The sequence below is a fragment of the Domibacillus enclensis genome (assembly GCF_900156125.1).
Classification (GTDB): domain Bacteria; phylum Bacillota; class Bacilli; order Bacillales; family Domibacillaceae; genus Domibacillus; species Domibacillus enclensis.
The window spans coordinates 253,703-269,123 of sequence record NZ_FTLX01000003.1; the positions used below are offsets into that span (position 1 = coordinate 253,703).

Below are 15,421 nucleotides of genomic sequence, written 5' to 3' on the forward strand. Positions count from 1 at the left end.
ACACTTTACAACACGTTCACTATTTGATAAGATTCTATCTTGTGTGAAACTATTTCGGAGGTGCTTAATAGCATGGCAGTAAAAATTCGTTTAAAACGTATGGGTGCAAAAAAATCCCCATTCTATCGTATCGTAGTAGCTGACGCCCGCGCGCCGCGTGATGGCCGTTCAATTGAAACAATCGGAACATACAATCCGGTTTCTCAGCCAGCTGAAGTGAAAATCAATGAAGAGCTTGCGCTTAAATGGCTTCAAGATGGAGCGAAACCATCTGATACTGTTCGCAACCTTTTCTCAAAAGAAGGCCTTATGGAAAAATTCCATAACGCTAAATACAGCAAGTAAGCTATTGCGAAACAACAATTCCCCAAAAGAATCCTCTTTTGGGGAATTGCCATTTTTGTTCCATATAAAGGAGCGGTGTGAATGCAGATTTTACAAACCGTATCGGTTGTTCAAGTGGTGACGGACACACTAAAACAGAATCGCATGAGTGCCTACGAGCAGCAAAAGCGCCGCCTCGAGCGGGAAACAGCCCAGCTTCTGTTTGAAAAGAAAAAAGCGGAGCGAGGCGGCTCAAAGCAAGCGGAAGCGGCAGCACGTTTTCAAATTGAAATCGATCAGCGTCATGAGAAGCTATCCGTTGTGGAATTTCAAATAAGCCAGTTGGATCAGCTTCCGCTCGGTACGGAGCTGAAGGAGCGGGACATCCAGTCGGTTGTTGAAGTAAAAGCAGGTGACCGGTTTAACGGAAAAAATGGGGGAACAATAGTTGTGAAAGATGGCGTCATCATTGAAATTCGCACCGAGGGGTGAAGAAAATGAACGAATGGTTTAACGTTGGGAAAATTGTCAACACGCATGGTCTCCGTGGAGAAGTCCGTGTGCTGTCACAAACAGATTTTCCGGAAAAACGATTTAAAAAAGGCAGTGAGCTGGCTGTGTTTAAGCAGGGAGACCGGGAAGGCACACCTGTTGTCGTTGCAGCCCACCGCACACATAAAACATTTGACCTGCTGACCTTTGAAGGGTATCCCTCTATACAGGAAGTGGAGCCGTTTAAAGGAGCCGTTTTAAAAGTGCATGAAAAGCATCTGGGGGATTTGGATGAAGGCGAATTTTATTTTTATGAAATCGTCGGCTGTACTGTGAAAACGACAGCAGGAGAATCTATTGGCACAGTAACGGAAGTGCTGACGCCGGGAGCCAATGATGTATGGGTTGTAAAAGGAAACGGCAAAGAATTTTACATTCCATATATTGAAGACGTTGTGAAATCCATTGATAAAACAGCGAAAGAGATTGTGATTGAACCGATGGAAGGGCTTTTGGAATGAAGATTGATGTCTTAACGCTTTTTCCGGAAATGTTCGAAGGCGTTTTTTCTTCCTCCATTATGAAAAAAGCGACGGAAAAAGGAAAAGCAGCCTTCCGGGCAGTGAACTTCCGGGACTATGCAGAAGGAAAGCATAAAGTGGTCGATGATTATCCGTACGGCGGCGGGGCTGGCATGGTGTTAAAACCGCAGCCGCTTTTTGATGCCGTTGCTGACCTGAAACGGTCGGCTGAGCAGCCCCGAATCATTTTAATGTGTCCGCAGGGCGAACGGTTCACACAGACCAAAGCGGAAGAGCTCGCAGGAGAGGACCATTTGATCTTTTTATGCGGTCATTATGAAGGCTACGATGAACGGGTCCGGGAGCATCTCGTTACAGATGAAATATCGATTGGCGACTATGTGCTGACAGGCGGAGAGCTTGGCGCAATGGTCGTTGCCGATAGTGTGGTCCGGCTGCTGCCGGGTGTTCTCGGAAATGAAGATTCAGCTGTGAAGGACTCATTTTCATCTGGCATGCTAGAACATCCGCACTATACACGTCCAGCTGATTTCCGGGGGATGAAGGTGCCGGATGTTTTAGTTTCGGGCAATCATAAGCATATCGATGAATGGCGCCGGACGGAGTCTTTGCGCCGTACGTGGGAGCGCCGTCCGGACTTGCTGAATACGGCTGATTTGACAGAGAAAGAACGTGAAAAAATCAACCAGTGGAATCACGAAAAAAAGTTGATTTAATACGAGTAGTATGATAGAATTTGCTAGTCAGTGTGTCAAAGACATACTGCATTAAAACGGTGTTCCGCTGCCGTGTTTGCGCGGGTATGAGCATTTGTTAGAAGGAGAGGAAACCACAATGAACAAATTGATTCAAGAGTTAACACAAGAGCAGCTTCGTTCTGATCTTCCATCGTTCCGCCCTGGAGACACTGTACGTGTACACGTTAAAATTGTCGAGGGTACGCGTGAGCGGGTTCAGGTATTTGAAGGCGTTGTAATCAAGCGTCGCGGCGGCGGCGTAAGCGAAACTTTCACTGTACGTAAGATTTCTTACGGCGTGGGCGTTGAGCGTGCATTCCCGCTTCATACACCAAAGATCGAGAAAATCGAAGTAATGCGCCGTGGTAAAGTTCGTCGTGCGAAATTGTACTACTTGCGTAACCTACGCGGTAAAGCAGCGCGCATTAAAGAAATCAGATACTAAGATGTCAAAAGGAGTCTGCCTGCAGGCTCCTTTTTCTTTCCGGTTTTATTCGCGTCATGATATGATGGAGTTACTTAGAATGAAGGTGGTGCCAGCATGACTGAAGGAAAAAATGAATTTTGGGAATGGACAAAAGCGCTGTTAATCGCGGTCGGGCTTGCCGCTCTTATCCGTTATTTTATTTTTGCACCGATTGTGGTTGATGGGCTTTCCATGATGCCAACGCTTGAAAGCGGCGACCGGATGATTGTTAATAAGATGAGTGAACCGGATCGCTTTGACATCGTCGTTTTTCACGCGCCGGAAAATAAAGATTACATAAAACGGGTGATTGGCCTTCCGGGAGAAACGGTTGAATATAAAGACGATGTTTTATATGTAGACGGAAAAGCAATAGACGAACCGTATTTAAATGAGTATAAAAGCGAAGTGGCAGATGGACCGCTGACACCGGATTTTACACTGGCTGAAATTACAGGCCAGGAAACCGTGCCAGAGGGGGAAATCTTCGTACTCGGAGACAATCGCCGCTTTAGCAAGGACGGCCGTCACATCGGCACGATCAAAATAGATGAAATTGTCGGCGAAACAAAATTTGTCTACTGGCCGTTTGATCAAATTCATCTTGTAGACTAAACGGACAGAAAGGACTGGACTCGGTTGACGATACAATGGTTTCCCGGCCATATGGCCAAAGCAAGACGGCAGGTAACGGAAAAATTAAAGCTCGTTGATATTATTTTTGAATTGGTGGATGCGCGGCTTCCTTTGTCTTCCCGCAACCCGATGATTGATGACATTATCAATCAAAAGCCACGGCTTGTCATTTTAAACAAAGAAGATATGGCGGATCCGGCAGCAACAAAAGAGTGGATCGCTTACTTTAAAGAGCGGGGCATCGAATCGGTCTCCGTCAATTCCCAGGCCGGAAACGGTCTTGATAAAATTGTGAAGGCGGCAGAAATGATTTTAAAAGAAAAGTGGGACCGCATGCGCGCGCGTGGCATGAAGCCGAGGGCGATGAGAGCGATGATCGTCGGCATTCCGAACGTAGGGAAATCGACGCTCATCAATCGGATTGCCAAAAAAAATATCGCCAAAACAGGCAACATGCCCGGCATCACAAAAGCTCAGCAATGGATTAAAACAGCCAAAAATCTGGAGCTCCTTGATACGCCGGGTATTTTATGGCCGAAGTTTGAAGATCCTGAAATTGGCTACAAGCTGGCGTTAACCGGAGCAATTAAAGACTCCATTTTAAATTTGCAGGATGTGGCCATTTGGGGGCTTCGCTTTATGGAAGACCGCTATCCGTCCAGGCTTGAAGAACGGTACGGCTTTAAACAGCTGCCGGACGATATGGCGGCTGTTTTTGAGCAAATTGGCGAGCGTCGCGGCTGCTTGTCTTCAGGTGGCGGCATTGACTATGACAAAGTCACAGACATTATTATCCGTGACGTGCGTTCGATGCAGTTTGGCCGTCTTACACTTGACATTCCACCAAAAAAAGCGTGAAGGCTCTCCTTCGCGCTTTTTTGTATGAAAAAAGATAGAATAAAGCCGATAATAACAACAAGGAGCTAAACAATGAAAAAAGAAACGATTGCGATGATAAAGAAGCACCTGGCAACGGTGCATGACGTAAAGGATGAACGGCTGGCTTACTGGAGCGAAGACGGACGCGCCGGCGTCCAGGCAGCGGTACAATCATGCCGGCGCCGTATTGCCAAAGCAGAGGAAGAGCAGCAGCGGTTGTTTCATATCATGTCGTATGAGCGGGAGGCTGTACGAAATGGCAGAAAGTTCATTGCCGGAATAGATGAAGCGGGAAGAGGACCGCTGGCGGGGCCGGTCGTCGCTGCGGCCTGCATATTACCGGAGGGATTTTTGCCGGAAGGAATGAATGATTCGAAAAAAATAAACGAATCGGTTCGTAATGAATTATTCGCCCTTATTTCAGAAAAAGCATATGTGGGCGTCGGCATCATCAGTGCGGAAGAAATTGATCAGATTAATATATATGAAGCAGCTAAAAAAGCAATGGTGCAGGCTGTGCAGGCACTTCCGCAGCAGCCGGATCACCTGCTTGTCGATGCGATGACATTGCCACTGCCAATCAGTCAGCAATCCATTATAAAGGGCGATGCGAAAAGCGCTTCGATTGCAGCCGCCTCCATTATTGCAAAAGTAACGCGAGACCGGCTGATGAAGCAATATGCAATCGACTTCCCAGGATACGGATTTGAAAAAAATATGGGCTACGGAACAAAAGACCATTTACAAGGGCTTGCGGCTTTAGGGGTCACACCGCAGCATAGAAGAACGTTTGCACCGGTTAGGCAGACCATAACCCGATAAAGCAGAGGTGAACAAATGTGGAGATTAGCCAGCAGTCCGTCAAAAGCACAGCAAGGCTTGCACAGGGTGGAAACAAGATGGATACACTTCAGGAAGGGCAGGTATTCTCGGGAAAAGCAGTGAAGGTACTATCAGGCCAGATGGCGGAGATCGCCGCGCTCGGCCAAAGGCTGACCGCTCAGCTGCAATCGCCTTTACAAGCAGGAGAACGCTATATTTTTCAAGTTGCGTCCGTTGAAAAAGGCATCCAGCTTAATGTACTGACTGATTATGCGCCGGTTCGCCGCCCGTCTGATCAAGCGGCGCTGCTGCTCGACAAGCTGCAGCTCCCGCACACAAAAGAACATACAGCCTTTACAGCACTCGCCATTGAAAGCGGCAAAGCATTGTCAAAGGACATGATTCAAACGGTGTCTGCATGGCTCGGAAAAGCTGGACTCAACGATGGAATAGATGCACTTCGGTTTATGATAAGCCGAAACCTGCCGTTAACAGAGCCTGTTTTCCAGGCCCTTGTGTCCGCTCGTTCTGCCGATACGATGACGAGTAAAATGACCGCGCTTCAGCAAATGCTTCCTCAGGCGCCTGGAGAGGGCAGCGCCGCATCTGCACTGCAAAAAATATTCACCGTGCAGCCTGGCAGCCAGGCGGACAATCCGAATGCAAAAGCACAGCGTCTTGCTTTAGCCCTTCAAAGCACGGACCCATCTACGAGGATTGCGGCCATGAAGGAAATACAGCCGCTGCTTTCAGCCAGTCCCGGTACTATTACAAGCCTGGATCAAGTGGATGAAGCGTTAGCAGCCGCTACAAGAAAAACGTCGCCGCCTCCAGCGGGGATGCCGCAGGCTTTAAGCGTTGTTCACACGTTAAAGCAATCGCTGGTTCAGCTAACGAACCAGCCTGTCACGCCAGAAGCGATTCAATCCTTTAAAGAAGCAGTGTCAGCCACTATTCCACTGCAGCACCCGGATCGACAAAAGATGCTGATGCAGCTGGATGAGCAGGCAGCAAGCTTGAAACTCGGTCAGCCCGTTGATGCGAAAACCGGAGCGGCTCTTTTGCAAACGGCTTTGGCCGCCACTCTTCAGTCAGAAGATCAGGCGGCTGCGAGGCTAGCTGTGCTGATGGGAGGAGAGCCGCGCCCTTCAGCTGACCCATCTGCGAATTTTTTGCGGGATGTTTTCCGGTTTGTCGGAGTTGACCATGAAGCCATGCTGGCATCAAAAGGTCAAGCTGACTCTAGCCAAACGATGAAGCAGGAGCTGCTGAAGCTGATGGGAGAGACGATGCCTGCGCCAATTCGTGAAGCAGCGGAGCAGATTGTCGGCCGCTTAAATGCCCAGCACATTTTGTCAACGGAAAATGGGCCGCTGCAGCAGCTTGTGCTGCAGGCGCCGCTGCAGTTTGGTGAATTTAAAGGAGACGTCACCATAAAATGGCAGGGGAAGAAAAAAAGCGATGGGAAAATTGACGCTGATTTCTGCCGTGTGTTATTTTACGTCGACATGCCGAATCTGCAAAATACAGTTATTGATATGCAGGTCCAAAATCGGATTGTGCACATTCATCTGGCAGCGGATGCACCGGTTCCGCTGATGAAAAAAGCGAGCGACGGTGCAGTGGAAACATTAAAAACGGCACTTGCTGAAAGCGGCTACCGGCTTTCAGGTGTTCATTTCAAAGAACCGCAGGAAGCAGCAGAAAAAGCGAAACCGCCTCTTGCCCGTATTATGGATGAGGAGGGGTACATGGGGGTGGATATCCGGATATGAATCAAAACCAGCGAAAACAGGCCGCTGCTCTTTCGTACAATCCCGACGGGGCAGCCGCACCTATTATAAAAGCAAAAGGAAAAGGCATCATGGCTGATCAAATTATTGAAGCAGCGAAACAAAGCAACATTCCGATTCAAGAGGACCCGGGACTTGTTGAGCTCCTTGGCCAGCTCGAGATAAATGAAGCGATTCCAGAAGATTTATATCAGGCGGTTGCCGAAGTGTTTGCGTTTGTGTACCGATTAGACAAGCGCCTTGATCCATAAACGTTGTAAGCGTTTTGCAGAAAATGTCCGCTCTTGAAAAAAAGAGCGGAGTTTTTATGTTCAAAAACTGGACATAAATTCTTTTTTTCTCTACAATGAAGTCGCAGTCTGTTTTGTAATGAGACTTGTTTTTGAGATCGATAGGAGGCTGGAAGATGAATATTCATGAGTATCAAGGGAAAGAGGTTCTCAGAAGCTACGGCGTTTCCGTACCGAATGGGAAGGTTGCTTTTTCCGTGGAAGAAGCGGTTGAAGCAGCGAAAGAACTTGGAACAGCAGTAAACGTTGTCAAAGCACAGATTCATGCGGGCGGCCGCGGAAAAGCAGGCGGCGTTAAAGTCGCAAAAAATCTCGATGAAGTACGTACATATGCAGAAGAAATTCTAGGCAAAGTGCTGGTAACACACCAGACTGGTCCAGAGGGCAAGGAAGTTAAGCGCCTTCTTATTGAAGAAGGGTGCGATATTAAAAAAGAATATTACATCGGTTTAGTACTAGACCGCGCCACGTCCCAGGTGGTCTTGATGGCATCTGAAGAAGGCGGAACGGAAATTGAAGAAGTGGCAGAAGCAACGCCTGAAAAAATCTTTAAAGAGTATATTGATCCAGTAACAGGTCTTAGCCCATACCAGGCGCGTCGTGTTGCGTTCAATATTAATATTCCGAAAGAGCTTGTCGGACAAGCTGTTAAATTCATGATGAGCTTGTATACCGCATTTGTGGAAAAAGACTGCTCGATTGCAGAAATCAATCCGCTTGTTGTGACAGGTGACGGCAAAGTAATGGCGCTGGATGCAAAATTGAACTTTGATTCAAATGCGCTTTACCGCCATAAAGACATTTTGGAGTATCGCGATCTAGAAGAAGAAGACGAAAAAGAAATTGAAGCGTCTAAATATGATCTTAGCTACATTTCGCTTGGCGGCAACATCGGCTGTATGGTAAACGGAGCCGGCCTTGCCATGGCGACAATGGATATTATTAAGCATTATGGCGGCGATCCCGCAAACTTCCTTGACGTTGGGGGCGGCGCAACAGCTGAAAAAGTAACAGAAGCCTTTAAAATCATCCTGTCTGATGAAAATGTAAAAGGGATTTTTGTTAACATTTTCGGCGGAATTATGAAATGTGACGTTATTGCAACGGGTGTTGTGGAAGCGGCGAAGCAAGTCAGCTTATCCGTACCTCTTGTTGTGCGTTTAGAAGGAACAAATGTAGATGCCGGCAAAGCCATCTTGAACGAGTCAGGTCTTGACATCGTTTCAGCGGATTCAATGGCAGATGGTGCGCAAAAGATCGTAAGTCTCGTAAAATAATCAGGATGTGGACAATAGGGAGGCAGGTACAGGCATGAGTGTATTTATTAATAAAGATACAAAGGTAATTGTTCAAGGCATTACGGGCTCTACTGCCCTTTTTCATACAAAGCAAATGCTTGAATACGGCACAAAAATCGTCGGCGGTGTCACACCCGGAAAAGGCGGTACGGAAGTAGAAGGAGTGCCGGTATTCAATACGCTTCAAGAAGCAGTAAAAGAAACGGGCGCGAATGCTTCTGTTATTTACGTTCCGGCACCATTTGCAGCGGATGCGATTTTGGAAGCGGTTGACGCGGATCTCGATCTTGCTATTTGTATTACAGAGCATATTCCAGTCTTGGATATGGTCAAAGTAAAACGGTACATGCAAGGCAAGAAAACACGTCTTGTCGGTCCAAACTGCCCGGGTGTTATTACGCCGGATGAGTGCAAAATCGGCATTATGCCGGGCTACATTCATACAAAAGGCCACGTTGGCGTCGTGTCACGTTCTGGTACGCTGACGTATGAAGCGGTTCACCAATTAACGCAGGCAGGCATTGGCCAGTCTACAGCGGTTGGAATCGGTGGGGACCCTGTGAATGGAACGGACTTCATTGATGTGTTAAAAGCATTTAACGAAGATCCGGAAACAAAAGCAGTCATCATGATTGGTGAAATTGGCGGAACGGCTGAAGAAGAAGCGGCAGAATGGGTGAAAGCCAATATGACAAAGCCTGTTGTTGGCTTTATCGGCGGACGCACGGCACCTCCTGGCAAGCGCATGGGCCATGCCGGTGCCATCATTTCCGGCGGCAAAGGAACGGCGGATGAAAAAATCCGTGTTATGAATGAGTGCGGCATTCAAGTAGCAGAGACACCATCTGTTATGGGTGAAACGCTTATTAAAGTTCTTGAAGAAAAAGGGCTTTTAGACGAATGTAAAACGCATTAATATGAAGCAGGCGCCTGAGGGATTCAGGCGTCTCCTTTTGATTGTACTGATAAGGAGGAAACCATATGGATGAAACAGCAAAGAAGCTTTTAATTCTGCAATATTGCCCATCAGTCACCTGGAAAGATCAGTACCTGCTTTTAAAACACGACCCCCATTTAAGAAAAATGACTCATTTAACAGCCGCAGAAATAGCCCGCATAACCGGACGATCCATTAAGCAAGCACAAATCATTCTTCATGAATTTAACTCCGTATCCTACAACCACCTGTATTCTTCTTTAACAAAGTCTCAGACGACGTTTGTTCCCATCTTTGATCAACGATATCCTGAACCGTTAAAAAGGCTGCCACAGCCGCCATGGGTCTTATTTGCGATTGGTGACGTACGACTGATGAAGCATGATCGTATTCTCGCGGTAGTTGGGGCGAGGAACGGCGATGAGTACGGAAGGAAAGCACTTCAAACGATCATACCGGGCCTCGTTGAAAAACATATTTCCATCATCAGCGGACTGGCTAAAGGAATTGATGCGTTCTCTCATGAGGAAGCACTGAACGCGGGCGGAAAAACGATTGCCGTCATCGCTGGAGGGTTTCAGCATTTTTACCCGAAGGAAAACATCGCGCTTGCCCGGCAAATTGCCAGGGACGGCCTCATCTTATCGGAATACGCGCCTCACATAAAACCGGAAAGATGGCAATTTCCTGCCCGGAACCGGATCGTCAGCGGCTTATCGGGCGGTGTTTTAATCGTACAGGCTGCGAAAAAAAGCGGCTCATTAATTACCGCAAACTTTGCCATGGAGCAGGGGGTCGACGTATTTGCCGTCCCGGGACCGATCACACATCCTCTTTCAGAAGGGGTGCATTCCTTGATCGCTGACGGCGCCAAAATCGTCCATTGCGCCGACGATATTTTAGCGGAATTGGGTATGTGAAAAAAATCTTTTTTTCGAAAATAGTTGCAATTCCTGTCAATATCATATAAATTTTGCAACATGAATGAATTTGCAAAACATGTTCTGTTTTGTAACATACAGAGAATAAAAATGAATAAGGAAAAAAAGAATCGTTTGACAAACAAGCGGTATCCGCATAATAATATGTCTAATTATTCATTTTACCTCTCGGGGGAGGCTTTATTTTATGTCAGATTATTTAGTAATAGTAGAATCCCCGGCGAAAGCGAAGACCATTGAGCGCTATCTCGGGAAGAAATACAAAGTACGGGCATCGATGGGGCATGTTCGTGATTTACCTAAAAGCCAGATGGGTGTAGATACGGATAACAGCTACGACCCTAAATATATTACCATTCGGGGCAAAGGGCCTGTTTTAAAAGAACTGAAAACCGCAGCGAAAAAAGCGAAAAAAATCTATCTCGCGGCTGACCCGGATCGTGAAGGGGAAGCGATTGCCTGGCATTTGGCTCACTCATTAAACATTGATACATCTTCCGACTGCCGGGTGGTGTTCAACGAAATTACAAAGGATGCCATTAAGGAATCGTTTAAGCATCCGAGACCGATTAATATGGATTTAGTGGACGCCCAGCAAGCCCGACGTATTTTGGACCGGCTCGTCGGGTACAATATCAGCCCGTTATTATGGAAGAAAGTAAAAAAAGGATTGAGTGCCGGACGTGTGCAATCCGTTGCACTCCGCCTGGTCATTGACCGTGAAAAGGAAATAAAAGCGTTTATTCCGGAAGAATACTGGACAATTGAAGCTGAATTCACAAAAGGAAAAGATACCTTCAGCGCATCCTTTTACGGATTAAATGGCAAAAAACAAAAGCTGACGTCAGAAGAAGACGTTAAAAAAGTGCTGCAGGCGATCGATGGAAATGAATTTACGATTGACTCCGTGACGAAAAAAGAGCGGCGTCGAAATCCAGCAGCTCCGTTCACGACATCATCCCTTCAGCAGGAAGCAGCCCGCAAGCTGAATTTCCGGGCGAAAAAGACGATGATGCTCGCACAGCAGTTGTATGAAGGAATCGATCTCGGCAAAGAAGGCACAGTTGGTTTAATTACGTATATGAGAACGGATTCAACCCGCGTGTCGGAAGTGGCGCAGTCAGAAAGCCTGGATTACATCGTTTCTCATTATGGAAAAGAATATGCAAAAGAACAGGGACAGAAAAAAGAAACAAAAAAAGCAAACGCGCAGGATGCTCACGAAGCGATTCGCCCAACGAGCACGTTAAGAGAGCCGTCTGCTATGAAGGATGTACTGTCCCGCGACCAGCTTCGGCTTTACAAGCTCATTTGGGAACGCTTTGTCGCAAGCCAGATGGCTGCCGCCGTTATGGATACGGTGAGTGCAGACGTGATCAATGGGGACGTAACGTTCCGCGCAACAGGGTCGAAAGTGAAATTCCAGGGCTTTATGAAGGTATATGTTGAAGGAACCGACGATGCCAAAGAAGAAAAAGACAACTTTTTGCCAAACCTTGAAAACGGTGATGCGGTTCAATCGGGTGAGCTTGATCCGAAACAGCATTTCACACAGCCGCCGCCGCGTTATACAGAAGCTCGCCTTGTAAAAACGCTCGAGGAGCTTGGAATTGGACGCCCGTCCACGTATGCGCCGACACTCGATACCATTCAAAAGCGGGGATATGTAGCGCTTGACAATAAACGGTTCGTGCCGACTGAGCTTGGTTCCATCGTTCATGAGCTGATGGTTGAATTTTTCTCAGACATTATTGATGTGGAGTTTACCGTGAAAATGGAACGGGATCTTGATAATGTAGAAGAAGGCATGAAGGAATGGGTCGCCGTTATTGATGAATTTTACAAAGGGTTTGAAGGCCACCTCGAAAAAGCAGAAAAAGAGATGGAGCAGGTGGAAATCAAAGATGAGCCTGCAGGAGAAGATTGTGAAAAGTGCGGTCATGAAATGGTGTTTAAAATGGGCCGCTACGGCAAATTTATGGCGTGCAGCAATTTTCCGGAATGCCGGAACACAAAAGCCATCGTAAAAGAAATCGGCGTCAAATGTCCGAAATGTACGGAAGGCAATATAATAGAAAGAAAAAGTAAAAAACGGCGCATTTTTTACGGCTGCGACCGATTCCCGGAATGTGATTTCCTTTCCTGGGATAAGCCGATTGAACGTCCATGTCCGAAATGCGCCAAAATGCTCGTTGAGAAAAAGCTGAAAAAAGGCGTGCAAATTCAATGTACAGAATGTGATTACAAAGAACAGCCACAAGCCTGACAGAAAGAGCTTGGGACAAAAGGTTCTGAATAGAAGAAAAAGCCGAACGATTATCGAATCGTTCGGCTTTCTTTCGAGCTCTTCATAATGGTAAATCGTTTGATGACTGCGCTTGCGCTAACAAAGTTTGGGTGGCATCGAACAGGACTGCGCGTTCGGAGGGGCAGGCGGTGAGCTGCTCCCTTTCGAGTCTTCGTCCTGCGTCAGCCGCCCTGGTGGGGAGGACGAGCAGCTGTTAAAACCTAAAAAGAAGCATTCTGAATGCGTAACCATAAACCACTCTCTATTATTCGTGTGAAAAAGAAAGGACGCTTCTCATACAATCATTCGTTAGTTGTTGAAAACAAGGCGTTTTAAAGCTTTTAATCCTTACCGTTTCATTAGAACCACAACGGGCGCAGGGAGGCCGGCGGAGACTTCCGTGTGACGAGCGGACAGACTGAAACAGCCGCGCATTTTGGGCTGGTTCAGCGTTCGCCACATAGAAAAGCGGAGCCGGCAGCCCGGAGCCCCTGTGTGTGCTTTTCCAAGAAAAAAATTAAAGCTTTCATCTGCTAGATTATTAGGATTCACGAGCCAATCCCATTGCTATGTCCCGGCCTTTTCTTGCTGCCTGTACACGAGCGGATTCACTGCACAAAAAAACTTTTTTCTTTTTTTATAGACAAGCGTAGTGTACAATGCTAAATGGACATATATAGGTACGTACCTTTAAAGCAGGAGGAACAACGATGACACAAACAATTAATGTAATTGGAGCGGGACTTGCGGGAAGTGAGGCAGCTTTTCAAATTGCCGAACGCGGCTTGCAGGTGCGCTTATACGAAATGCGTCCGGTTAAACAAACGCCGGCGCATCATACCGATCAATTTGCGGAGCTGGTTTGCAGCAACTCGCTGCGTGCAAATGGGCTGACAAACGCAGTAGGGGTATTAAAAGAAGAAATGCGCCAATTGAATTCTGTGATTATCAGCTCGGCCGATGCGTGTGCTGTACCGGCAGGCGGGGCTCTTGCAGTGGATCGTCATGAATTCGCTGCCCACGTAACCGAGCGTGTGAAAAACCATCCGAATGTGACAGTGATCAATGAAGAAGTAACGGACATTCCAGAAGGGATTACCGTAATTGCCACAGGTCCGCTCACAACAAGTGGTCTTGCAGAAAAAATTCAGGCACTGACAGGTGAAGAGTACCTTTACTTTTATGATGCGGCTGCACCCATTGTGGAAAAAGACAGCATCAACATGGATGTGGCGTACTTAAAATCCCGCTACGACAAGGGAGAGGCCGCTTATTTAAACTGTCCAATGAATGAAGAGGAATTTGACCGCTTTTATGAAGCGCTGATTGCAGCGGAAACCGTCCCTTTAAAGGAATTTGAAAAAGAGATTTTCTTTGAAGGCTGTATGCCGATTGAGGTAATGGGCAGCCGCGGCAAGAAAACGATGCTGTTTGGCCCTCTTAAGCCGGTTGGACTTGAAGATCCGCGCACGGGCAAGCGGCCATATGCAGTCGTGCAGCTTCGTCAGGATAATGCTGCCGGTACCCTTTATAACATTGTTGGTTTTCAGACACATTTAAAATGGGGGCCTCAAAAAGAAGTGCTGCGCCTGATCCCGGGTCTTGAAAATGTCGAAATTGTCCGCTACGGTGTTATGCATCGGAATACGTTTATTAATTCACCGAAAGCTCTGCTTTCCACGTACCAGCTGAAGGATCGTCCAACTCTTCTTTTTGCCGGCCAGATGACGGGTGTGGAAGGATACGTTGAATCAGCTGCCAGTGGACTAATGGCCGGAATCAATGCAGCCAAGCTGGCATTGGGTGAAGAACCGGTGACGGCTCCGCAGGAAACGGCTATTGGCGGAATGGCGCATTATATTACCAATGCTTCTCCGGACAATTTCCAGCCGATGAATGCCAATTTTGGTCTTTTCCCGGCACTGCCAACTAAAATTAAAGGAAAAAAAGAACGGTACGAAGCTTTGGCTGAACGAGCTTTGGAAACAATTCAAACTTTTTCGAAAAGTTTGTAAATTTCTTGCGAGGGGCTGCTAACATGTGTTATCATTTAGTAGCCCTTTTATGAGGTGGGAAAATGTCTAAACTTTTCAATAATTATACACATTCTTATATGACGTATTTGCAAATCGAGAAAAACAGCTCTGTCCATACGGTAAATAATTACCGTGATGACCTGGAGCACTTTTTTATGTTTATGAATGAGCAGCAGGTGCAGGAATTAGCTGATGTCACACATCAAACGGCCCGACTGTATTTAACAACTCTTCATGAAAAGAAAATGGCACGCGCCACCGCTTCCCGCAGGATCTCCGCTCTTCGCGGGTTTTACCGTTTTTTAATGAGGGAACAGATTGTGGGGGAAAATCCTTTTTTGCTTGTCCACAGACCAAAAGGAACGAAGAAGCTTCCGTCTTTTTTTTATGAGGAAGAAATGAAGGAACTATTTGAAGCGGCGGATGGAGATGATGATCTTTCTGTGCGAAACCGGGCACTGCTTGAGCTTTTGTATGGGACGGGCATACGGGTCAGCGAATGTGCCGCGCTCTCTATAGCGGATCTTGATCTTCACCTGGGCGTGGTGCTCGTGCACGGCAAAGGCGGCAAAGAACGGTACGTACCCTTTGGCAGCTTTGCTTCAGAAGCGGTGGAAGCGTATCTTCAAAAAAGCAGGCCGGTGTTAATGCATAACGGAGAGCACCAAAAGCTGTTTGTGAACTTTAGGGGAGCACCTATTACAACGGGCGGCATTCGATATATTTTAAATGGATTGATTAAAAAAGCGTCGTTATCAGGAAGTATTCACCCGCATATGCTAAGGCATAGTTTTGCGACTCACTTACTGAACAACGGTGCTGATATGCGGACTGTTCAAGAGCTTTTAGGACATGCAAGCCTTTCCTCTACACAAATGTATACGCATGTAACAAAGGAGCATTTGCAAAAGACGTATCGGAATCATCATCCACGTGCATAA

At 47.0% G+C, this 15,421-nt stretch carries 16 protein-coding genes; all 16 read left to right on the top strand.

Annotation, left to right across the window (positions count from 1 at the left end; translation table 11 throughout):
* Positions 1 to 72 precede the first annotated feature (72 nt).
* The 16 genes from rpsP (at position 73) to xerC (ending at position 15,421) form a co-directional block, all read left to right on the top strand.
* Entirely contained in the window at positions 73 to 345 is a 273-nt protein-coding gene (rpsP, locus tag BW952_RS08005) for a 30S ribosomal protein S16 (protein ID WP_045850117.1), read from the top strand.
* An 81-nt stretch (positions 346 to 426) separates the two neighbouring features.
* Positions 427 to 816, top strand: a complete 390-nt coding sequence (locus BW952_RS08010; RefSeq protein ID WP_045850116.1) for a YlqD family protein — start codon at positions 427 to 429, stop codon at positions 814 to 816.
* 5 nt (positions 817 to 821) lie between these two features.
* A complete protein-coding gene (rimM, locus tag BW952_RS08015; RefSeq protein ID WP_045850115.1) occupies positions 822 to 1,337 on the top strand; it encodes a ribosome maturation factor RimM in 516 nt (171 codons plus the stop codon).
* A complete protein-coding gene (gene trmD / locus BW952_RS08020) occupies positions 1,334 to 2,074 on the top strand; it encodes a tRNA (guanosine(37)-N1)-methyltransferase TrmD (RefSeq protein WP_045850114.1) in 741 nt (246 codons plus the stop codon). The genes rimM and trmD overlap by 4 nt, the downstream gene beginning before the upstream one ends.
* Before the next feature lie 118 nt (positions 2,075 to 2,192).
* Positions 2,193 to 2,540 (top strand): 50S ribosomal protein L19, encoded by a 348-nt coding sequence (gene rplS / locus BW952_RS08025; protein ID WP_045850113.1) that lies wholly within the window; start codon positions 2,193 to 2,195, stop codon positions 2,538 to 2,540.
* A gap of 96 nt (positions 2,541 to 2,636) precedes the next feature.
* Positions 2,637 to 3,176, top strand: a complete 540-nt coding sequence (lepB, locus tag BW952_RS08030) for a signal peptidase I (RefSeq protein WP_045850112.1) — start codon at positions 2,637 to 2,639, stop codon at positions 3,174 to 3,176.
* A gap of 24 nt (positions 3,177 to 3,200) precedes the next feature.
* Complete coding sequence (ylqF, locus tag BW952_RS08035) at positions 3,201 to 4,055, top strand: ribosome biogenesis GTPase YlqF (RefSeq protein ID WP_045850111.1); 855 nt, start codon at positions 3,201 to 3,203, stop codon at positions 4,053 to 4,055.
* Positions 4,056 to 4,127: 72 nt separating this feature from the next.
* Positions 4,128 to 4,898: a ribonuclease HII gene (locus BW952_RS08040; RefSeq protein ID WP_045850110.1), complete on the top strand. Its 771-nt coding sequence runs from the start codon at positions 4,128 to 4,130 to the stop codon at positions 4,896 to 4,898.
* A 77-nt stretch (positions 4,899 to 4,975) separates the two neighbouring features.
* On the top strand, positions 4,976 to 6,673 hold the full coding sequence (locus BW952_RS08045) for a hypothetical protein (protein WP_045850109.1): 1,698 nt from the start codon (positions 4,976 to 4,978) through the stop codon (positions 6,671 to 6,673).
* A complete protein-coding gene (locus tag BW952_RS08050; RefSeq protein ID WP_045850108.1) occupies positions 6,670 to 6,942 on the top strand; it encodes an EscU/YscU/HrcU family type III secretion system export apparatus switch protein in 273 nt (90 codons plus the stop codon). The genes BW952_RS08045 and BW952_RS08050 overlap by 4 nt, the downstream gene beginning before the upstream one ends.
* 155 nt (positions 6,943 to 7,097) lie before the next feature.
* Positions 7,098 to 8,258 (top strand): ADP-forming succinate--CoA ligase subunit beta, encoded by a 1,161-nt coding sequence (gene sucC, locus BW952_RS08055; RefSeq protein ID WP_045850107.1) that lies wholly within the window; start codon positions 7,098 to 7,100, stop codon positions 8,256 to 8,258.
* 34 nt (positions 8,259 to 8,292) lie between these two features.
* Positions 8,293 to 9,195, top strand: a complete 903-nt coding sequence (sucD, locus tag BW952_RS08060; protein WP_045850106.1) for a succinate--CoA ligase subunit alpha — start codon at positions 8,293 to 8,295, stop codon at positions 9,193 to 9,195.
* Positions 9,196 to 9,260: 65 nt separating this feature from the next.
* Complete coding sequence (gene dprA, locus BW952_RS08065) at positions 9,261 to 10,136, top strand: DNA-processing protein DprA (RefSeq protein ID WP_045850105.1); 876 nt, start codon at positions 9,261 to 9,263, stop codon at positions 10,134 to 10,136.
* Positions 10,137 to 10,344: 208 nt separating this feature from the next.
* Complete coding sequence (topA, locus tag BW952_RS08070; RefSeq protein WP_045850104.1) at positions 10,345 to 12,423, top strand: type I DNA topoisomerase; 2,079 nt, start codon at positions 10,345 to 10,347, stop codon at positions 12,421 to 12,423.
* 731 nt (positions 12,424 to 13,154) lie between these two features.
* Positions 13,155 to 14,459, top strand: coding sequence for an FADH(2)-oxidizing methylenetetrahydrofolate--tRNA-(uracil(54)-C(5))-methyltransferase TrmFO (gene trmFO, locus BW952_RS08075; protein WP_045850046.1), 1,305 nt, complete (start codon positions 13,155 to 13,157; stop codon positions 14,457 to 14,459).
* Positions 14,460 to 14,521: 62 nt separating this feature from the next.
* Positions 14,522 to 15,421: a tyrosine recombinase XerC gene (xerC, locus tag BW952_RS08080; RefSeq protein ID WP_045850045.1), complete on the top strand. Its 900-nt coding sequence runs from the start codon at positions 14,522 to 14,524 to the stop codon at positions 15,419 to 15,421.